The sequence below is a fragment of the Desulfobacterales bacterium genome (assembly GCA_029211065.1).
GTDB lineage: Bacteria > Desulfobacterota > Desulfobacteria > Desulfobacterales > JARGFK01 > JARGFK01.
Genome location: JARGFK010000083.1, coordinates 1 through 20,499 on the forward strand (window position 1 = coordinate 1; position 20,499 = coordinate 20,499).

The window sequence follows — 20,499 nt, forward strand, 5'->3', positions numbered from 1 at the left end:
ATCCAATCCTCCCGGGTTGATTATGAAGCATACTTACCACATTTTTTACGACATTACAAGGTTGACGTGACACTAGGTTGCTGCTGACGAAATTGCTGATATCGGCGTCTTCATATGGGATAATGCGCTCCATGTGATCGACAAGATATACTTTTGTCTGCTTGAAATTGGAAAAGATCGTGGCATACTCGCAGCCGACTATTCCGGCGCCGATGATCATCAATTTCTTTGGAAATTTTTTCAGCTTCAAGATGCCGTCGGAATCAAAAATACGCTCCTGATCGATGTCTATCCCGGGAATCTTTCGGGGAGAGGAGCCGGTTGCAATCAGAACATTCTCAGTGATAATTTCTTCTTTTTTATTGTCCGGGAAATGGATCAGCAGACGGTTTTGTGCAACAAACGATCCGCTGCCTTCTTTATAAATCAATGCGCCCGGCCCCTGCCAGCGTCCGGGGGAAAAGACATCGACCTGGGATTGCATCTGGGTTTGTTTTTCCTTAACGGCTTCGAGGACGGTTGCCCGGACCTTGCTGAAGTCTACCTTAAGTCCGGCAGCCTGGTATCCCCGGTCCTTTTTGGCGGCAATGGCATAATCTTTGGAAAGCTCCCAAAAAGTTTTCGATGCCAGTGCCCCCCACATCACGCCTGCCCCGCCAATTTGTCCGCGTTCGATCAGACAGACCTTTTTGCCTAAATCAAGCGCCCGGACAGCGGCAGCAAGCCCGCCGGGTCCGCATCCCAGAATAGAGAGATCAAATGCTTCAGGATTATTAGACATAGAACCAAACTCCTTGTCAGGGCAGACACTTTTTGCCCATTTCATAAATTCAGTCTAAAAAAGGTTGCCCGCACTTTGCCGGTCCGGGCAACCTTTTCGGATGTTGAAATTCATCAGGCCGGCAGGAACAGCAGCCCCAGGATAAATATCACGGCACTGACCACCAGTGCCACCATGGTGTATCCCACTATTTCGCGGGCCTTTAAGCCGGTAATGCCCAGCAGGGCCAGGGCCCAGAAAGGTTGCAGCATGTTGGTCCACTCGTCCCCGTAAGCTACTGCCATAATGATTTTGTTGATGGAGATGTCAAGGGCCTGGGCGGCCTTGACCATGATGGGGCCCTGAACAGCCCATTGGCCGCCGCCGGACGGCACGAACATATTCACAAATCCGGCGCTGATAAAGGTAAATACGGGAAAGGTCGTTGGATTCGAAATGGCCACAAACCAGCCTGCCATAATGGCTACCAGGCCCGAGAATTTCATCATGCCCATGATGCCGGCATAGAACGGAAACTGAACAATAATCCCGGCGCAAGAACGGGCGCCTTTACTGACGGCGCGGATGTAGTTCAGCGGGGTTCGCTGGAAAAGGATTCCCAAAAACAGGAAGGTAAAATTGACGATGTCGAGGTTCAGCTGGAACCCCTTTGTGCCGAAATACCAGAATACGTAAACCATTCCCATAATGCCGATGATGGCGGAGATGACCTTGCTGTTTTCAAACCAGTCGGCGGGGACCATATCCTGCTCCGGTAATTCTTCGGTGATTTCTTTTTCCACCAGAGTGATATCGACATGCTTTATTTCAACGATGTCCTCCTCTTTTTTGGGCGCCATCAGCATGCAGGTAATCGGTATGAAAATAATCAGGGCAAGGGTGATGAAGATGTTCAAAGGACTGAAAAGGGTCTGGCTGGTGGGAATAATGCCGATCTGATCCACCAGAAAATGCTTTTCAGTGGCCACCAGCAGCGGCGCCGATGCCGAGAGGCCGCCGTGCCAGGTCAAAAAACCGGCATAGCCGGCCGCACCCAGCAGGGGGTAATGCATGGGGATGTTTCTCAAGTGCGCGCTGCGGCCCACCTCGCGGGCTACCAGGGCGCCCACGATGATCCCCAGTCCCCAGTTGATCCAGGACGCGATGGCTGCCACAAACGTTACCAGAAAAATGGCGCTGGTTTGCTTGTCCGGTATTCCGGCAATTTTTTCAATCCAGCCCCTGACGATTTGTGATGTTGCCAGGGCATGGCCGGTTACCAGAATCAGGCACATCTGCATACCGAAGCTCAGCAATGTCCAGAACCCGTCATACCAGTGTTTAATCATGTCAAACGGTCCGCTTTCAGTCAGAATCAAACCCAGGATGTAGGTCAGGAATGTCAGCAGGATTGCGAACAACATGGGGTCCGGCATCCACCGGCGCGCCCAGCGATCAAAAACACTTCCCATTGCTCTAATCATGATTGTCCTCCTTTTTCTCAAAATAACTCGGTTTAACTCATAAAGAACAAAGACCATAGGATCTTTAGATTTGGGCATCACCTCCTTAAAATTTAGAACACAGTTGTAGGGTTATAGCGGTTGTCAAATTAACGTTTCGTTACACCGCCGGACAATTTCGTTTCAAACGGAAGATAATTTTGAAATCTGCTTTATGATCAAAGGGCGGACTGCGTATAGATTTGAGTATAGAAATAAAAAAGCGGAAAGGTCAAGATTGAAAAAAAACATGCTGGATGTTCAAGAATTTCCATTCATTATTACGATCAATCCATATGATGAACATCAATACTTCAAGATTTTTCTATAAGAGAAACCACGCTGTCAAGGGCCTGGTCCAGCAATTCCGGCTTGGTGCCGCCGGCCTGGGCCATGTCGGGCCGGCCGCCGCCGCTGCCGCCCACTACGGCAGCGGCCGCTTTGACGATATTGCCGGCATGGAATCGGTCCGTCAGATCCTTTGTCACCACCGCGATGAGCATGACCTTGCTATCGCTGACACTGCCGAGGACGATGATGCCGGACTGCAGTTTGTCTTTAAATTGATCGGCCATGTTGCGCAGGGCCGCCGGAGAGTCCACCGCTACCTTTTGAACCAGCAGGGATACCCCCTTGACGGTTTTTGTTTCGATGGAATTGGCCGGTGCGGCCGATCCGGAAGCGATTTTTCCCTGAAGATCCACCAGTTTTTTTTCAAGGGCTTTATGGTCGGAAATAATTTTATCGATGCGCTGGGGTACGCTTTCCGGCTTTTCCCGCACCAGACGGGCTGCATCCTGGAGCAGACCGGCGGTCTGCTGGACGAAGGAAACAGCCGCATCGCTGGTGACGGCCTCAATGCGGCGAACCCCTGAAGCCACGCTCGATTCCGCGATGATTTTAAAAAAACCGATATCGCCGGTGCGGCCGGTGTGAGTGCCGCCGCATAGCTCCTTGCTGAAATCAGCCAGGGAGATGACCCGGACACGGTCGCCGTATTTTTCTTCAAACAGCGCGGTGGCATTGCTCTTGAACGCTTTTTCGGCGTCCATTTCTTCGGTGTGGGTGGAGACGTTTCGGCGAATGTGTGCATTGACCTGGGTTTCGATGCTGTTCAGGGTCGCTGCGTCCACCTGGGCGAAATGGGTAAAATCAAAACGCAGTCGATCCGGTGCAACCAGCGAACCGGCCTGTTTGACATGATCCCCCAAGACTTCCCGCAAGACTGCGTGCAGGATATGGGTGGCGGTATGGTTCAGGGCCGTGGCTTTACGGGTGTTTTCATCAACCGAAAGCGTGACGCTGTCGCCCTTTTGAATGTGGCCGGAAACGACCTTTCCCCGGTGGATGATCAAACCGTTGGGGTCTTTAATGGTGGTGGTGATTTCCATTTTGCCGGTGTGACCGGCCAGTGCCCCCCTGTCGCCGGCCTGGCCGCCGGCTTCTCCATAAAAAGGGGTCCGGTCGGTTACAATTTCCACCGGTTCGCCTGTTTGGGCTTGGGATACATCGCTGCCGTCCTTTACCATGACCATGACCTTGGCCTGACAGGACAGGGTATCATATCCGACGAATTCCGGTTTAAATCCGCCGGCGGAGAGATTTTTATAGGCGTCAATGACTTTGGCAAAGGTGGCTATTGATCGGGACTGTTCCCGCTGCTTCTGCATGGCGCTGTTAAATCCCTCCATATCCATGGACCACTCTCTATCCCGAATCACGTCCCGGACGATGTCAACCGGAAAGCCGAAAGTGTCGTAGAGTTTAAACAATACCTGCCCCGGCACTTCCGTGCGGCCCTGGGATTTCATCTCAACCAGGGTTTCGTTGAGCAGCTTGAGACCGTTGTCAAGGGTTTCCAGAAAACGGATTTCCTCGTTCTTTATGACGTTGGTGATAAAGGCGGCGGCTTCCGAGAGTTCGGGATAGGCCGGCTTCATGATGTCGAAAACCTTTTCAACAGTCCGGTGCAAAAACGGTCGGGTCAGCCCGATATTGCGGCCATAGCGGATGGCGCGGCGCATGATGCGTCTCAGTACATACCCCCGCCCTTCGTTGGCGGGGAGCACGCCGTCTCCGATCAAAAAAGCCGTTGAGCGGCTGTGATCGGCGATCACCTTCATGGCGATGTCGGACGGCCCGGATTCACCAAAGTGCTTTTGTGAGAGGTTTTCCGCCATGCGGATGATGGGCAGGAGCAGGTCTGTGTCGTAATTTGTGGGGACATTCTGAATCACGGATGCAATCCGCTCCAGGCCCATGCCGGTATCAATACTGGGTTTCGGCAAAGGGGTCATCCGGCCGCTTTCGTCGCGGTTGTACTGCATGAATACCAGGTTCCAGATCTCCAGGTAACGGTCGCACTCGCAGCCGACCCGGCAGTCCGGCCGGCCGCAGCCGTAGGCTTCGCCGCGATCGATCATTATTTCACTGCAGGGACCGCAGGGTCCGGTGTCCCCCATGGACCAGAAATTGTCTTTTTCGCCGAACCGGACGATCCGGTCGTCGGGGACGCCGATATTCTTTTGCCAGATGCCGTAGGCCTCATCGTCATCAAGATAAACTGAGATCCACAATTTGTCCGAAGGCAGCCGGTAGCCGTTGGTCAGCAGGTCCCAGGCCAGTTCAATGGCTTTTTCTTTGAAATAGTCGCCAAAAGAAAAATTTCCCAGCATTTCAAAAAAGGTATGGTGCCGGGCGGTATAACCGACGTTTTCCAGATCATTGTGCTTGCCGCCGGCCCGGACGCATTTCTGGGAGGTTGTTGCGCGGTTATAGCTGCGAACTTCCTCGCCCAGGAACGTGCGTTTGAATTGGACCATGCCGGCATTGGAAAACAGCAGGGTGGGGTCATCGGCCGGGACGAGTGAAGAGCTTCTGACAATCTGATGATCGTGCTTTTTGAAATATTCCAGAAAAAGTGTGCGGGCTTCGTTACCGGTCATCTATTTCTCCATTACTTTAAGAAAACACCTACGGGTGAAGTCAAAATAAAACCTTTACGGGTATATTTCCTTAGGATTTATGATTGTTGATTTATGATTGTTGATTGTTGATTGAAAAAAATAAATCCTTTAATCATCAATCGCCAATCGCCAATCACCAATCACCAATCATCAATCAATCCTTATTTGCCAATCCGACTATACTTTACTTTTGGCCGAAGGTTCGGCCGCAGCAGCATCTTCTTTTGCCGTTTTCTCCTGTGGGGCCGGCTTTATAAGTCCCATGGACTCTTTAACCTTGCGAAAGATGGCGTCAAAGACGGTGTTGTTATCTTTGATGGATTGTTTGGCGTTTTCACGGCCCTGGCCCAAACGCTCACCTTCATAGGAATACCAGGCGCCGCTTTTATCGACGAAACCGGCCTCAACCGCCAGGTCCAGGAGGTCGCCGGTGCGCGAAATTCCCTCTCCGTACATGATATCAAACTCAGCTTCTTTAAAGGGCGGGGCCATTTTATTTTTAACCACCCGTGCCCGGGTCCGGTTTCCGACCGTATCCTGGCCTTCCTTGATGGCGCCGATCCGCCGGATATCGATGCGGACTGAAGAATAAAACTTGAGGGCATTGCCGCCGGTGGTCGTTTCCGGATTGCCGAATACCACGCCGATCTTCATGCGGATCTGGTTGATAAAAATGACCGATGTCATGGTTTTGCCGATGGTTCCGGTGAGCTTGCGCAGCGCCTGGGACATCAGCCGGGCTTGCAGCCCCATATGGGCGTCGCCCATTTCGCCTTCGATTTCCGCGCGCGGCACCAGAGCGGCCACCGAGTCAATCACCAGGATGTCGATGGCGCCGCTGCGCACCAGCATGTCGGTAATCTCAAGGGCCTGTTCGCCGGTGTCGGGTTGGGCCACCAGAAGTTCATCGCAGTTAACCCCCAATTTTTTGGCATATACCGTATCCAGGGCGTGTTCGGCATCAATGAATGCGGCAATGCCGCCTTGTCGCTGGGCTTCGGCAACCGCATGCAGCGCCAGCGTTGTTTTGCCGGATGATTCCGGTCCGAAAATTTCAATCACCCTTCCCCGGGGAAGCCCGCCGACGCCCAGGGCCTTGTCCAGTGCAAGGGACCCGGTCGATATGACGGGAACATCGATTACCGGCCGACTGCCCAGTTTCATGATGGAACCTTTGCCGAACTGGCGTTCGATTTGGCCCATGGCGGTTTGTACGGCTTTTTCTTTGTCCGGCGTTGTGCCCATGTTGTCCTCCTAACTGGTTGTATGCGGTTAAAGCGAAGGCGCCAGAGCGGCGCTCGCTATTTTCGTATAAACGGGACCGGTGGGTTTCAGATCGCTCTGAAACAAAAATATCCGGTCCACTAAAAACGGTTCTGTTTCAAATGACATTACCTCGTTCAGGGCGGCATTCAGTTTAATCGGATCGACGGCCCCCTTTATTCGACCCAGTGTTAAATGACCTTTAAAGGTCCGTTCTTCTTTCTCATAACCCAGCGCTGTTAAATTTTCCGCCAGTGTCCCTTGCAGCGCTTTGAGCCGGGAAACCTGGCCGGCGAGACCCACCCAGATCACCCGCGGATTTTTTATTCCCGGAAAGGCGCCGCCGCCCTTGGCCGACAGGGATATCGGATCATAACCCCGGGCCGATTCGGACAGGGTCCGGTTGATGGGGTCAATTGCTTCAGGATTGATGTCCCCCAGAAACTTCAGCGTCAGATGAATATTCTCCGGCTGCACCCACCGGATCTTCAGTTTAGCGGACTTTAACGTTTTTTGAACATTCCCCAGCCCAGCAATAATATGTTGCGGCAGTTCAATTGCAATAAACGTTCGCATGGGCGCGCCGCTCTTAAACCGGATTTTCGGAACCGGGCAGGGTGAACTGGGGTTCGCCCAGGGTAAAATTACCTTTTTGAATCCAGTCTTTCAAGATTGCGGCAATTTCACGGGCCTTGACCACGCTGGAGAGCGGCACCGTCGGCACTTTTTCTCCCTTGACCGTGATGACGCCGCTTTTCAACTCGGCATAACTCACCCGGCCATAGCTTTTGCCGACACCCATGGGGTAGTCGTTGCCGTAATCAATGACCTGGGTGAAGATGTCTTCGTCCGATACGGCCGTGTATTTAACGATTTCTTCGTTCAGGATGGGGATCGGAATTCCCATCCCCACGGCCAGGGAACAGCCGTAGCCCTGAATGCTGACCCCTTTTAACCACTCGGCGCTCATATTCTTCAGATCGCCCATAACCCAGAGGGTTCCGGCCGGTGAAAGCGGTACGCCTTTTTTCGTCCGTTTAACGGCCGGCTTGTGCTGGGTGCCGTGCCAGGTGACATAACCGGCAGCGCCCCCCAGGAAGATTCGGGTGCCGAGTCCGATGGTTTTGTAAAAGGGATCGTTCAGGAGCGGACTGAGCTGACCCGCCGAGCAATAGTTGGCATTGGCGCCTTTGGGTTTCAAAACCCCCATATACGTATAGATGGTTTTTTGGGTAAAATTGATGGCGCAATTATAGTTCTGATAGCCGTTTCTGGGATTGCACAGGATCGCATTGGGCAGCTTGGCCAGGGAAATTTCTTTTTCAGTCATGCGGTTCGGGTAGCACGACGTTCCGTAGGCGCTGGCCTTTAAATACACTTTCTTAGCTTCCAGCAGGTCCTGGATGACATGGCCGCCGCCATAGTTAAAATCTCCGGGATAAACCTTGTTCAAGGGGTCGTCTTCACAGGGTTCGGTGGCGCCGATATAGCAATCAACGGCTGCCAGGCCGGCATAGGCCGGGACGTTATTGAGCCAGACCTTGGAGGCTTTGAGGGTGGGAACGCTATGGCCGAAGTTGATAAACGCGCCGGATGAGCACATCGGTGCAAATGTGCCGGTGGTGACCACGTCCACCTGTCTGGCGGCTTCGATGGCGCCGTGTTCCCTGACAATGCCGATGATCTCTTCGGCTGTTACGACCACCACCTTGCCGGATTTAATCTTGGCGTTGATTTCCTGATAGGTTTTGTTGATTTTATTTTTTTTCATTCCGGGCTACTCCACACCGAGGGTTGATTTTACCGAACTGATTTTATCGGTAATGTTGTTTTTGATCCAGGCGGCATCCCACCATTCAATCGGGTCGACAAAGGCATGCTGGATCATCATGCCGAAATGGAGGTGATCGCCGCCGGCAAGTCCCGTCACCCCGGTGTTTCCGATAATTTTTCCATTTTCGACCGTTTCACCGCTTTGCACATCCGCACCGCTCAGATGGGAGTACATGCTGAACAGCCCGAAGCCGTGATCGATGACAACGGTCCTGCCGTAGATGCCGATGTCGCCCACAAAGGCAACCTTGCCGCTGTTGGCTGCCGGAACAGGGGAGTGGGCCGTGGAGGCCAGGTCGACGCCAAGGTGCACCTGGCGGTCAATGGTTCGGCCGTTGTAATTGTACGCGCGGTGATCGGCAAACCCCGCCTGCCGGGCCGAGTTCGGCAGCCTCAGAAAATCTCCCGTCCACAACAGATTCGGTTCGGTTGTCCCGGTCGCTTTAATGAGCTCCTGATAGCTGGACTGGCGCAGATCCCGGTTGACTTTCAGGAACTTTTCAGAAAGAGACAGTTCGGCGTTTTGTGCGCCCGGCACATCAAACTCCGGCATCTTCCAGCTCAGGAAGCTGTCCGAAAGCGCGATGACGTCCTTTTTAAAGGATCGTTTGCGGACATAATGCGGAAATCCCGACCGGGCACTGTTGCCGGCAGCGTCGGCAGCAGTGATATAAAATTCGGTCTCCGGCCCCTGGGAATAGTTCAGGGCGAAATAAGCCATATGGATTCTTTTGTCGTTAAAGTTGCCGGGATATCCGGCGAAAAAATTATCACCGATATAAACACCGTTGCGCGGGCAGGGCTCCGTCAAGCTGTATATTACCAGGCCGGCGCCGCCCTGGGAAATATTGTGAAAGCGGGTCAAGACCCGTATTCTGGGCGGTACCGTATCAATGCTGACGTCCTTTTCAACGTACGCTTTATTCCCCTGCATCCAGCCGCGCCAGGAATTGTCCCACAGGGCCAACCGCAAAACCGCCTTGCCGTCGGTGATTCCCAGCTTTTTCGGCTCGATCCGGACGCTGAAGGTGTCCTGCACCACACGACCGCTTCCGGTAATGCCGGGTGAAGGATACTCTTTTTGAAACAGGACGGTTTCTTTACCGTCTTTCAGCAGGCCGACCCAGGCTTTTCGCAAGCCGGTTTTAGCGTCCGTTGCCGTAATGGCGATTTCCTGGGATGGGCCCAGCGACAAGTATCCCGGCTCCAGAACAACCGCCGGATTTGTGCCTTCCAAGCGGGCCAGCATCATCCACACAAGGGGTGCTGCAATAATGAAAGCGCCCAAAGCAATCAGCCACGTTCTAAATTTTATATCTTTAAGTTTCAATATATTATACTCCATTATGATGGATTTAAAATAAATGTGACTAATAACAGCTAAACCGCCTGTAATCAAGGTTTGTTTTTCGTTTCTTGACTTTTCAACAGCCGCACGATAGAACTGATGAAAATTTTCTTTCAGAAACAGTCTGTTAAGCAGCGGTTGACCCGGCGCCTGGCTTCGTAAGACGGGCTTCTATTTTTATGTTTACTATGATCAGCAAGGGTATGAAATGAAGAAAGTAGTACAGATTGACGATATTATCATCGGCGCGGGCGCGCCCCTGGCCCTGATTGCGGGCCCCTGTGTGATTGAAGACCCTGAAACCACCTTAACCATTGCGTCCGCCCTCAAGGACCTGGCCCGGAAGTTAAACTTTCCCTTTATATTCAAGGCGTCTTACGACAAGGCCAATCGGACATCCCTCAATTCCTACCGAGGGCCCGGTTTAAATCGGGGGCTGGAAATACTGGCGCAAATCAAGGCAGAGCTGGGCGTAAAGGTGCTTTCCGATGTCCACACCATTGATGAAATTGGACCGGCCGCAAAGGTGCTGGACATCCTCCAGGTGCCGGCTTTTTTGTGCCGCCAGACGGATTTTATTCTGGAAATTGCCAAAACAGGAAAGCCGATTAATATCAAAAAGGGTCAGTTTCTAGCCCCCTGGGACATTATCAATGTGGCGGAAAAGGCGACTTCGACGGGCAATACGCAGCTGCTGATTACCGAACGGGGGGCCATGTTCGGGTATAACAATCTGGTGGTTGATTTTCGCGGCATCAAGATTATTCAGGACACCGGCTGGCCGGTCATTTTCGACGCCACCCACAGCGTTCAGCTGCCGGGCGGGGCAGGGACCTCCTCCGGCGGACAGCGGGAGTTTGCACCGCTGCTTGCCAGGGCTGCGGTTGCCGCCGGCGCTGACGGCGTATTTTTAGAAGTCCACAGCGATCCGGAGCGGGCGCTCTGCGACGGACCCAATTCCCTGAAGCTGGACACCCTTGAGCTCCTGCTGACGCAGCTTCAGTCGATCCGGGCGGCGTTGGACAGTTGAGGTTGAATAGGTTCATCGGGTTTGCCGGGTTCTTTAAATTTTGTACGCAGAAGATCCTGATGTCCGTTGCAGGTTGTCCGTTGTCTGTTGCGTCCACGGACCACGTGCATTTACAAACGATTCAAGATCGATTTCGGTTATCAAGGAAATGTTGAAACATGCAGCACTGGCAACAACACTTGGACAAACTTAAACGGATCCGGCTGCTGTTGCTGGACGTGGACGGTGTCATGACCGACGGCAGTATCATCTATGTCGCCCAAGACCAGGAGATCAAGCGGTTTCACGTTAGAGACGGCCTGGGGATCCGGCTGGCGATGCGGGCCGGAATTAACGTCGGCGTGGTCACGGGCCGGCAATCGGAGGCCCTCATGAACCGCTGTCGGAACCTGGGGATTGGGTTGATATACGCCGGTGTCAGCGACAAGGCGGCCCTGCTGGACCGGATCGTGGCCCAGACGGCGGTTCAGGCTGAAAACATTGCGTTTGTCGGCGATGATCTGGTGGATTTGCCGCTGATGCAAAAAATCGGGCTGTCTGTCGCGGTGGCCGATGCCCATGAAGTCGTCAAGGCCCATGCCGATCTGATTACATCCGCTCCCGGCGGGGCCGGCGCCGTCAGGGAAATTTGTGAAGCGCTTTTAAAAAGCCAGGGCCATTGGGAGTCTATATTAAAAGAATTTATGTAGCGATGGGATGCAGATTCGGAAAACAAAAATAATCCTGATCCTCTTGATACTGATAGTTGCGGGTGTTGTGGTATCGGTGTTTGTAGATTATCGCAAGGTTCTCGACAAAGTGGATACGTCTTTTTTACCCGATGACACCGGCGTCACTTTGTCCATGAAACGTCTGCGACAGTCGGCAACCCGGGACGGAATAAAGGAGTGGAGCCTGGATGCGGGTTCGGCCCAATTTGTCGACAACAAAAAACAGGCCATATTAAAGGACCTGTCAGTGACATTTTATCCCAAAAATGGGCCGCCGGTATTTGTAACCGCGGATGAGGGCATATTAAAAATAGATTCAAATGATATTGAAGCTTCGGGCAATGTTGTGGTAAAAAGAGAAGGCTACCGACTCGATACCGAAAGTATTCAATACGAACACAGCCGGCGTATGATCCATGCCAGCCGGCCGGTCAAAATTACCGCCGAGGCTTTTGATCTGGCGGCCGATGCAATGTCCTTTGAGTTGGATTCCAAAAAAACCCAGTTCAGGGGTAATGTCCGGGGGACGATTCGTGACCATATTTCCTTGTAAACGATTTATTTTCAGGCTGCTGATGGCGGGTACTGCGGCGCTGGTGCTGACAATTTATTTGGCAAACCAAGGGGAATCAGCGCAGAATTCCGCCCCAATCCCGGATACGGCCGATCAAAAGGAGAAAATACACGTTGTCGCCGATTTGCTGACGACCAACAGTGAAGCCCGTTTTGCTGAATTTGTCGGGAATGTACGGGCGACCCAGGGGGATACGGTGATTACATCCGACCGGCTTAAAATATTTTATACGGAAAGAGCGGCGGAGTCAAAGAATTCTCCTGCCGGTGAAGACGCCATTAAAAGGATCGTTGCAACCGGAAACGTAAAGATTTCTTTTGACAACAGAGTTGCGACGGCTCAGGAGGCCGTTTATAATACCGAGTCGAAGATCATGGTATTATCCGGACCCCAATCGAAAATAACCAGCGGGACCGATTCCATCACGGGTGAAAAGATTACTTACAACCGGGCCGATGGCCGGATTACGGTTGAAAGCGGCCGCAATTCCCGCGTGGAAGCCGTCTTTCACTCCGGTGGCGGCGGCATTCGCTGACCTGCTGAAAAATAGTGAACCTTCGCTTTTGGATGTATTTGTGGTTTTGGGTTTAGATATTCGAATTTCAGATTTGTCCCGGCTGCTGATCAGCCTGAAACTTTAGGTTATATGATGGCAAAATTGACACTTGAAAATCTAATGAAGCGTTACCGGGGCCGGCAGGTCGTCGATTCCGTCAGCCTGAATATTGCCAGTGGCGACGTTGTCGGGCTGTTGGGGCCCAACGGTGCGGGCAAAACCACGACTTTTTATATGACCGTCGGTATGGTAAAGCCGGACGGCGGTCACGTATTTTTAAACGACGAGAACATCACGGATTGTCCGATGTATCTGCGGGCGCAGAAGGGGGTCGGATATTTGCCCCAAGAGGCGTCTGTCTTCCGGAAATTGACGGTTGAACAGAACATCATGGCGATCCTGGAGATTCTTTCCATTTCCAGGGCGGAACAAAAAGAGCGGGCCGGTCGGCTCTTGACGGAGCTGGGGATCCGGCATCTGGCCGATCAAAGGGCCGGCGTTTTGTCCGGCGGTGAACGGCGGCGCTTGGAAATCTCACGTTCCCTGGCCACGGACCCGTCTTTTATTCTGCTGGACGAGCCCTTTGCCGGCATTGATCCACTGGCTGTGAACGACATCCGCATCATCATCAAGCAGCTCAAGAAACGCGGCATCGGGATTCTGATATCCGACCACAATGTCAGGGAAACCCTGGGGGTTTGTGATTCGGCCTACATTTTGAGCGACGGACGGGTCATTGAGTCCGGTCCACCGGAAAAAATCGCCGCCAGCGAAATTGCCCGGCGAATCTATTTGGGCGACGAATTCAGGTTGTGATATGGCGTTTGAACTTCGACAACAACTCAAATTATCCCAGCAGCTGATCATGACACCCCAGCTGCAAATGGCCATTAAGCTGCTGCAGTTGTCACGGCTTGAGCTGGTGGAAACCATCCACCAGGAGTTGGAGGAAAACCCGGCCCTTGAAGAGATCAGCGAGGGAACGCCCGAGGATCAATCCTCGGAGGAAGCTGAAAACCCTCCGGAAATTGAATCGCCCGAACGAGAAGTGACGATCGAGGAAAAAATTATCGAAGATATTGACTGGAGCAATTTTATCGATGAATACAATGCTCCCGGCAAAATCAGCTACGAAACAGAGTCCAAAGAGGCGCCCCGCTTCGAATCTTTCGTGGCCCAGAAAGAATCGTTGAGCGAACACTTGCTCTGGCAGCTGATGATGTCTTTTCCATCCAAGGATGAAAAAGAGATCGGCAGCCTGATTATCGGCAACCTCAATAAGGACGGGTATCTTGAAATGCCGTTTGACGAGCTTGTCCGACAGAGCGGCGCCGCACCCGAAGAAGTCGGCCGGATTTTAACCCTGATGCAGACGTTTAACCCCATCGGGGTATGTGCCAGGGATTTACAGGAATGTCTTCTCATCCAGGCAAAGCATCTGGGTCTTTCCGATACGATCGTATGCGATATCATATCGCAGCACCTCAATCATCTTGAGAACAAAAATTACAAGGCCATTTGCAGCGCGCTGAAAGCGAATATCGATGAAGTCATTTCAGCCGTTGAAGTCATCAAGGGGCTGGAGCCGAGACCCGGCCAGCAATTCAGCGATGAAGAACCCCATTATATTACCCCTGATATCTATGTTTATAAAATGGATGATGAATTTGTCATCGTTATCAACGATGACGGCATGCCGAAACTGCGGGTCAGTTCCTTTTACAGAAACGCCATGAGCGGCGAGGGCAAGGTTAAGGATCAGGCCAAGGAGTATCTCCAGGACAAACTGCGGTCAGCCACCTGGCTGATCCGGAGTATTCATCAGCGACAGAAAACCATTTACCGGGTGATGGAGAGCATCGTGCGGTTTCAAGGCGATTTTTTCGAAAAGGGGATTGCCCACCTTAAACCGATGGTCCTCAGGGACGTCGCCCTGGATATCGGCATGCATGAATCCACCATCAGCAGGGTGACGACCAATAAATACGCCTATACCCCCCAGGGCATTTTTGAATTGAAATATTTTTTTAATAGTTCTATTAGTCGGGTCCACGGCGACGCCATCGCTTCGGCCAGTGTCCAGGACAAAATCAGGCAGATCATTGAAGGCGAGGACCCCCGTAAACCATACAGCGACAGTAAGATAACAGACATTTTAAAGGGTGAGAACATTGACATTGCACGGCGAACTGTCGCAAAATATCGTGAAATGTTAAAAGTCTTACCATCCAGTAAACGCAAACAATATTAAGGAGTAATGAGCATGCAGACATCAGTGACATTTAAGAACCTTGATCCGTCTGACCATTTGAAATCCTATGCAGGCGAAAAGCTTGATCGATTGGATAAATTTCTCGACAACCCGGCAGAGGCCAGCGTGGTGCTTACCATTGAAAAGTTCCGCCACATTGCTGAAATAACCGTCATGGGCGACCGGTTGAACCTGATCGGAAAGGAAGAAACCAACGACATGTATTCCGCCATTGATATGGCGCTGGATAAGCTTGAAAAACAGATTAAAAAAAGCAAACAGAAGATAAGGGCGCGAAGGGGCGGCTCAAAAACCAGCGCCAAAGAGCTGCTGGCCGAGGCTATCGCAACACCCAAGGAAGGTCCGGCAGGGCAGATTAAAATTAAAAATATCGAATACAAGCCCATGGACATCGAAGAAGCGGTGTTGCAGATGAACCTGGTGACAGATAATTTCCTGGTGTTCACCAATGCCCGCACCAATCAGGTCAATGTGCTCTATCGTCGCAAGGATGGAGACTACGGTTTGATTCAGCCCAGCGTTTAAAAAGGTCAAATTCATATGAAGATCTTGGATGTATTGCAAAAAGAAGCGATTTTGCCGGACTTAACCTCCCGGGATAAAAAAGGGGTTATCGAAGAATTGGTCTCTCCTGTGACCCGAATAGCCGATGTCAATCAAGAGGATCTCGTAAGGGTTCTCATGGATCGGGAAAGGCTGGGCAGCACGGGTATCGGCGGCGGTATCGGCATTCCCCATGGCAAACTAAGGGGTCTGGAGTCTCTGATTGTGAGTTTCGGTCTGAGCCGGAAAGGTGTGGATTTTGAATCCATGGATGGTCGTCCGACCCATATTTTTTTCCTTTTGATTACGCCGGAAAATTCAACCGGACTGCATTTAAAGCTGCTGGCTCGGATTTCCAAGATTTTAAAAAACGATTTGTTCAAGGCAAAGCTTCTGAAAGCGGCCGACCGTGACGAAATTTTTGATGCCATCAAGGAAGAGGATGACGAGTTTTAACCTGAATTTTGCATGAAAATTGAAAAATTTAAAGATAATCATTATCACGGGCTTGTCCGGATCCGGTAAAAGCGAGGCGTTGGCTGCATTTGAAGACGCCGGATATTACTGCGTTGACAACATGCCGGTGGCGCTGCTGCCCAAGTTTTTAGAGCTGCCCACTAAACGTTCTCCTGAAATTGCCGGCCTTGTTTTTGTGATGGACCTGCGGGAAACAAATTTTTTATCCAGGTATCCGGGCGTTTTTCAGCACCTGCGGCAGCTGGGCTATGATTTTGATGTCCTTTTTCTGGAGGCGGATGACGAAACACTCTTGCGTCGCTTCAGCCAGACACGGCGGCATCACCCCCTGTCCCAGGGGAAAAGCCTCCTGGACGACATTCGCACCGAAAGGGAACAGCTCAAGGATTTGAGGGTCGCTGCAGCCAAAGTGATCGACACCTCTACCTATAATGTTCATGAGTTCAAAACGGTGATACGCGATATTGCGCGCAAGAACCAAACACGGGCGCCGATGCGAATTCATATCCAGTCGTTCGGCTTTAAGTTCGGGCTTCCCCTTGATGCGGATTTGGTTGTGGATGTCCGCTTTCTGGCAAATCCGTATTTTGTACCGGCGCTCAAACCGCTGGATGGTGAAACCGACGCTGTTAGAGATTACGTGTCCAAAGGGCCGGAAACCCGTGCTTTTTTGGCGAAATATTTGGAATTGCTTGACTATTTGCTGCCGCTGTACGAAAAGGAGGGCAAGTCCTATATTACCATTGCTGTGGGCTGCACCGGGGGTCGGCACCGGTCGGTGGTCATTGCCAGAGCGCTATATGAGCATATTGCGGAGTCCGGAAAACAGGTTGAAATTTTGCACCGGGATATTGCCAACCCATAGCCTGATTTTGGCATGACAATTCATGAAAAGCTGAAAGCATCCAGCTTGTCTAAAATTCAGGCATAACTTGAAACACGGGATTTATGACGGGAAGAGAGTATTTATGATAGGTATCGTTATCGTATCGCATCGCCAGCTCGGAGACGCGCTGATAGATGCGGCTGAATTCATTCTGGGTGAAAAGCCTGCGGCGGTTGCGGCGGTTTCCATCGATTTGAATGAAAGCGTTGATAAGCTCAGGGCAAAAATAATCGACGGCATGAAAGCAGTCGATCAAAAAGCGGGTGTTCTCATTCTGACAGACATGTTCGGCGGGACCCCGTCCAACCTGAGCTATTCATTTCTTGAAGAAGGCCGCGTTGAGGTCATATCCGGCGTCAATCTTCCGATTTTGATCAAGGCGATTAACACCCGCATTGAGATGGATTTGAATAAACTGGCCGACAGCCTGGAAGTTTACGGCAAGACAACCATCCGGCTGGCCAGTGGAATCCTCAAGGGCAACAAGCGGGGTTAGTCTTTTGCTGGGGGTGTTCACTGCGATTACAGAACCGGATATCGACGCCATTCTTCCCATAGAAAGTCATTCTTTTCAGCGGCCCTGGGGGCGCGGGTCTTTTTTAAGTGAACTGGAAATGCCCGGGGCTGAAAATTTAGCCGTTCGCTATACGGACTACGGCGGCCATGAGCGTATCGTTGCATATATTTTTTTCCGGCTGGCGGCGGATGAAATGCATATCCTAAAAATAGCGGTGGCGTCTGAGTGGCGCTGCCAGGGGATTGCTACAGTTTTAATGGAAAAAAGCCTGGCGCTGGCCGAACACAAAGGCGGCAGCGTGGCTTATCTTGAAATGCGGCCCGGGAATACGGCTGCCGTAATGCTGTATCGTAAACTCGGGTTCCGTGTGATTGGCAAGCGCACGAATTATTATTCAGAAACCGGTGAAGATGCACTGGTGATGAGCAAAACAATAAGGGAGGTTGTATGAGCGTAAAGGTTGGTATTAACGGTTTTGGCAGAATCGGACGGCTGGTTTTCAGGACTGCGTTGAATCATCCCGACATCGAAGTGGTTGCCATCAATGACCTGACGGATTCCGCTACGATGGCCCATTTGCTGACGTATGACTCGGTTCACGGCAAACTGGACAAGAAAATTGAAGCCAAGGAGGACCGCATCGAAGTGGATGGCAAGGCGGTTGTGGTCACTTCCATCAAAGACCCGGCGCAGCTCAAATGGAAAGAACTGGGGGTTGATATTGCTGCGGAATGCACCGGGCTGTTTACGGATGCCCAGAAGGCGGCCGGACACCTGCAAGCCGGCGCCCGCAAAGTCATCATATCCGCACCGGCCAAGAATCCGGACATTACCATCGTAATGGGTGTGAATTCGAATAAATACGATCCCCGGCAGCACCATATCATCTCAAATGCATCCTGCACCACCAACTGCCTGGCGCCGGTGGCCAAGGTGCTGCTGGAAAACTTCGGGGTGCGCTGCGGCCTCATGACGACCATTCATTCCTACACCGGCGACCAGCGTCTGCTGGACTTTCCCCACCGGGATCTGCGGCGGGCCAGGGCGGCCGCTCTGTCGATGATCCCCACCACGACGGGGGCTGCAAAGGCGGTATCGCTGGTCCTGCCGGAGCTGGACGGAAAACTGAACGGGCTTGCCATAAGGGTTCCCACGCCGAATGTATCCATTGTCGATTTGGTCGCCACGGTGGAAAAATCCGGCGTCACCGTAACCGATGTCAATGACGCGCTCAAGACAGCCTCTCAAAAAGCCCTGGCAGGCATACTGGGTTTTAACGACAAGCCCCTGGTGTCATGTGATTTTAACGGCTCTACTTACTCGTCCGTTGTGGATGCCCCCGTTACCTATGTGGTGGACAACATGGTCAAGGTGCTGAGCTGGTATGACAATGAGACCGGTTATTCCACCCGTATGGTCGATCTGGCGGCCATGATTGCTGAACAGCTATAAGGATTGGTGATTGAAGATTGTTGATTGGCGATTGAAGGATTCAATTTTTTAAATCAACAATCAACAATCGTTTGGGTTATTGAAGTTTGATGCTTGATATCAGGAATTTTTTTTAAACAAGGGAGAATAACATGAACACCCGCACCCCCCTTATCGCCGGAAACTGGAAAATGTTTAAAACCTGTTCAGAGGCGGTCGATACCGCTGCCGCCCTGGCAAAAAAAGTGGCAGATGTCAGCGGCCGGGATGTGATGATCGCCCCGCCATATACGGCGCTCCATCCGGTGTCCGAAGTTCTGACGGGCAGCCGTATTTCTCTGGGTGCCCAGAATCTGTTTTGGGAAAAAGAGGGGGCCTATACCGGTGAAATCTCGGCCGCCATGCTAACGTCGGCTGGATGCCGGTACGTTATCATCGGCCATTCCGAAAGACGCCAGTTCTTTAATGAAACAGATGAGACGGTCAACCAGCGGATTCAGGCGGCGTTGAAGGGGGCGTTGACGCCGGTTTTTTGCGTGGGCGAATCCAGACAGGAGCGCGACAGCGGAAAGACATTTTCTGTGCTTGACAAACAGGTTAAAAACGGGTTAAAAAACTTTTTTGCCAAAGATCTGGGAAAACTGGTCATCGCCTATGAACCGGTATGGGCTATCGGCACCGGCAAAACGGCAACCAGTCCCCAGGTCCAGAAAGTACATGAATTCTTACGTTCGCTCCTTAAAGAGAGCCTGGGTCAGGAGCTGGCTGATTCCATCCGGATTTTGTACGGGGGAAGCGTCAAGCCTGACAATATCGCCGAACTCATGGGGATGCCGGATGTCGACGGCGCCCTGGTGGGCGGCGCCAGCCTGAATGCTGACACATTCAGCGCCATTGTTCATTATTAGATATAAATCCTCCGCTGACCTTACCAATAGAAGGAGCGGGGATGATTTTACTTAATGCAGCGGTTTTACAGGTTTTCCAATGAACCGCTGGAGGATTTATTTTATGTCGATATTTTTAGTAGTTTTACATGTGATTGTGTGCATCGCGCTGATCATGATCGTGCTGTTGCAGACCGGTAAAGGTGCGGACATGGGAGCGGCCTTCGGCGGCGGCGGCAGCCAGACCCTTTTCGGCAGTACGGGTGCATCGTCTTTTTTAGGCAAGCTGACGACAGTGGCGGCGGTTATTTTTATGATCACCTCCTTTACCCTGGCCTATCGCTCCAGCAACAGGTCCGGAAGTTCGATCATGACGGATACCAAGCCCCCGGTGGAGCAGACTGTCCCGGCCACACCGGAAACCGGTCTGCCGACTGAACCGGCGACGTCGGAACCTGCTGCCCCGGCGCAATCGAAATAGCATCAGGTAAGTGCCTGTGACTCTTGTGCCGAAGTGGTGGAACTTGGTAGACACGCTATCTTGAGGGGGTAGTGGGGAGACCCGTGCCGGTTCAAGTCCGGCCTTCGGCACCAAATATACACATATAAAAGCGATTCCGATTGTTTGGCGGGATCGCTTTTTATTTGTCCGCTTATGGGTACATCCGTTGGGTTGTTTGCGCCACGGGAGTATGCCAATAATCAAATAGACATTCCAGTTCATTAAAGTTGTTTTGGAACCTATGTTATATATTGAGAAGAGGAGAGAATATACTCCCGAGAGAGTAGTAAAAACAAAATTTATTATCGCACTTGTAAATAAATAACCTCCTGATAGCATAAAGGCAGCCAACTTCAAACCTTAAAGCTAAAAGGAGGTTATCATGAGTAATCAAGAGATTATCAGGCGTAGGCGGTATTGTCAAATTGTTAATGAGATTAAC

The 20,499-nt window shown here is 51.7% G+C and carries 21 protein-coding genes and 1 tRNA gene; 15 read left to right on the plus strand and 7 right to left on the minus strand.

Annotation, left to right across the window (positions count from 1 at the left end; all coding sequences use genetic code 11):
- The 7 genes from P1P89_16325 to P1P89_16355 all read right to left on the minus strand — a co-directional run.
- A partial coding sequence (locus tag P1P89_16325; protein ID MDF1593082.1) for an FAD-dependent oxidoreductase occupies positions 1–781 on the minus strand: 781 nt, incomplete at its 3' end.
- A gap of 113 nt (positions 782–894) precedes the next feature.
- The gene (locus tag P1P89_16330) at positions 895–2,244 is read right to left on the minus strand and encodes a short-chain fatty acid transporter (protein MDF1593083.1); all 1,350 of its coding nucleotides are present in this window, start codon (positions 2,242–2,244) and stop codon (positions 895–897) included.
- A gap of 332 nt (positions 2,245–2,576) precedes the next feature.
- Complete coding sequence (alaS, locus tag P1P89_16335; protein MDF1593084.1) at positions 2,577–5,207, minus strand: alanine--tRNA ligase; 2,631 nt, start codon at positions 5,205–5,207, stop codon at positions 2,577–2,579.
- Positions 5,208–5,405: 198 nt separating this feature from the next.
- Positions 5,406–6,473, minus strand: a complete 1,068-nt coding sequence (gene recA, locus P1P89_16340) for a recombinase RecA (protein MDF1593085.1) — start codon at positions 6,471–6,473, stop codon at positions 5,406–5,408.
- Between the two features lie 27 nt (positions 6,474–6,500).
- A complete protein-coding gene (gene thpR / locus P1P89_16345) occupies positions 6,501–7,067 on the minus strand; it encodes an RNA 2',3'-cyclic phosphodiesterase (protein ID MDF1593086.1) in 567 nt (188 codons plus the stop codon).
- A 13-nt stretch (positions 7,068–7,080) separates the two neighbouring features.
- Positions 7,081–8,262, minus strand: a complete 1,182-nt coding sequence (locus P1P89_16350) for a homocysteine biosynthesis protein (GenBank protein MDF1593087.1) — start codon at positions 8,260–8,262, stop codon at positions 7,081–7,083.
- A gap of 6 nt (positions 8,263–8,268) precedes the next feature.
- Positions 8,269–9,654 (minus strand): M23 family metallopeptidase, encoded by a 1,386-nt coding sequence (locus P1P89_16355; protein ID MDF1593088.1) that lies wholly within the window; start codon positions 9,652–9,654, stop codon positions 8,269–8,271.
- 226 nt (positions 9,655–9,880) lie between these two features.
- Here P1P89_16355 and kdsA point away from each other — a divergent pair, with 226 nt between their 5' ends.
- The 15 genes from kdsA (at position 9,881) to P1P89_16430 (ending at position 20,149) form a co-directional block, all read left to right on the plus strand.
- Entirely contained in the window at positions 9,881–10,702 is an 822-nt protein-coding gene (gene kdsA, locus P1P89_16360; GenBank protein ID MDF1593089.1) for a 3-deoxy-8-phosphooctulonate synthase, read from the plus strand.
- 158 nt (positions 10,703–10,860) lie between these two features.
- Positions 10,861–11,391, plus strand: coding sequence for an HAD-IIIA family hydrolase (locus tag P1P89_16365; GenBank protein ID MDF1593090.1), 531 nt, complete (start codon positions 10,861–10,863; stop codon positions 11,389–11,391).
- Positions 11,392–11,398: 7 nt separating this feature from the next.
- Complete coding sequence (gene lptC / locus P1P89_16370) at positions 11,399–11,965, plus strand: LPS export ABC transporter periplasmic protein LptC (GenBank protein ID MDF1593091.1); 567 nt, start codon at positions 11,399–11,401, stop codon at positions 11,963–11,965.
- Complete coding sequence (gene lptA / locus P1P89_16375) at positions 11,946–12,521, plus strand: lipopolysaccharide transport periplasmic protein LptA (GenBank protein ID MDF1593092.1); 576 nt, start codon at positions 11,946–11,948, stop codon at positions 12,519–12,521. Before lptC ends, lptA begins: the two co-directional genes overlap by 20 nt.
- Positions 12,522–12,635: 114 nt before the next feature.
- A complete protein-coding gene (lptB, locus tag P1P89_16380) occupies positions 12,636–13,358 on the plus strand; it encodes an LPS export ABC transporter ATP-binding protein (protein ID MDF1593093.1) in 723 nt (240 codons plus the stop codon).
- 1 nt (position 13,359) lies between these two features.
- Positions 13,360–14,793, plus strand: a complete 1,434-nt coding sequence (gene rpoN / locus P1P89_16385) for an RNA polymerase factor sigma-54 (protein MDF1593094.1) — start codon at positions 13,360–13,362, stop codon at positions 14,791–14,793.
- A gap of 12 nt (positions 14,794–14,805) precedes the next feature.
- Positions 14,806–15,339, plus strand: coding sequence for a ribosome-associated translation inhibitor RaiA (raiA, locus tag P1P89_16390; GenBank protein MDF1593095.1), 534 nt, complete (start codon positions 14,806–14,808; stop codon positions 15,337–15,339).
- Between the two features lie 15 nt (positions 15,340–15,354).
- Positions 15,355–15,813: a PTS sugar transporter subunit IIA gene (locus tag P1P89_16395; GenBank protein MDF1593096.1), complete on the plus strand. Its 459-nt coding sequence runs from the start codon at positions 15,355–15,357 to the stop codon at positions 15,811–15,813.
- Between the two features lie 19 nt (positions 15,814–15,832).
- A complete protein-coding gene (gene rapZ / locus P1P89_16400) occupies positions 15,833–16,699 on the plus strand; it encodes an RNase adapter RapZ (GenBank protein ID MDF1593097.1) in 867 nt (288 codons plus the stop codon).
- A 103-nt stretch (positions 16,700–16,802) separates the two neighbouring features.
- Positions 16,803–17,216 (plus strand): PTS fructose transporter subunit IIA, encoded by a 414-nt coding sequence (locus P1P89_16405; GenBank protein MDF1593098.1) that lies wholly within the window; start codon positions 16,803–16,805, stop codon positions 17,214–17,216.
- Positions 17,185–17,688, plus strand: a complete 504-nt coding sequence (gene rimI / locus P1P89_16410; GenBank protein MDF1593099.1) for a ribosomal protein S18-alanine N-acetyltransferase — start codon at positions 17,185–17,187, stop codon at positions 17,686–17,688. Before P1P89_16405 ends, rimI begins: the two co-directional genes overlap by 32 nt.
- On the plus strand, positions 17,685–18,689 hold the full coding sequence (gene gap / locus P1P89_16415; GenBank protein MDF1593100.1) for a type I glyceraldehyde-3-phosphate dehydrogenase: 1,005 nt from the start codon (positions 17,685–17,687) through the stop codon (positions 18,687–18,689). Before rimI ends, gap begins: the two co-directional genes overlap by 4 nt.
- A 131-nt stretch (positions 18,690–18,820) precedes the next feature.
- Positions 18,821–19,576: a triose-phosphate isomerase gene (gene tpiA, locus P1P89_16420; GenBank protein MDF1593101.1), complete on the plus strand. Its 756-nt coding sequence runs from the start codon at positions 18,821–18,823 to the stop codon at positions 19,574–19,576.
- A gap of 103 nt (positions 19,577–19,679) precedes the next feature.
- The gene (gene secG / locus P1P89_16425) at positions 19,680–20,036 is read left to right on the plus strand and encodes a preprotein translocase subunit SecG (GenBank protein MDF1593102.1); all 357 of its coding nucleotides are present in this window, start codon (positions 19,680–19,682) and stop codon (positions 20,034–20,036) included.
- A 27-nt stretch (positions 20,037–20,063) separates the two neighbouring features.
- Positions 20,064–20,149: transfer RNA gene (locus tag P1P89_16430), tRNA-Leu, on the plus strand.
- Positions 20,150–20,499: the final 350 nt, after the last annotated feature.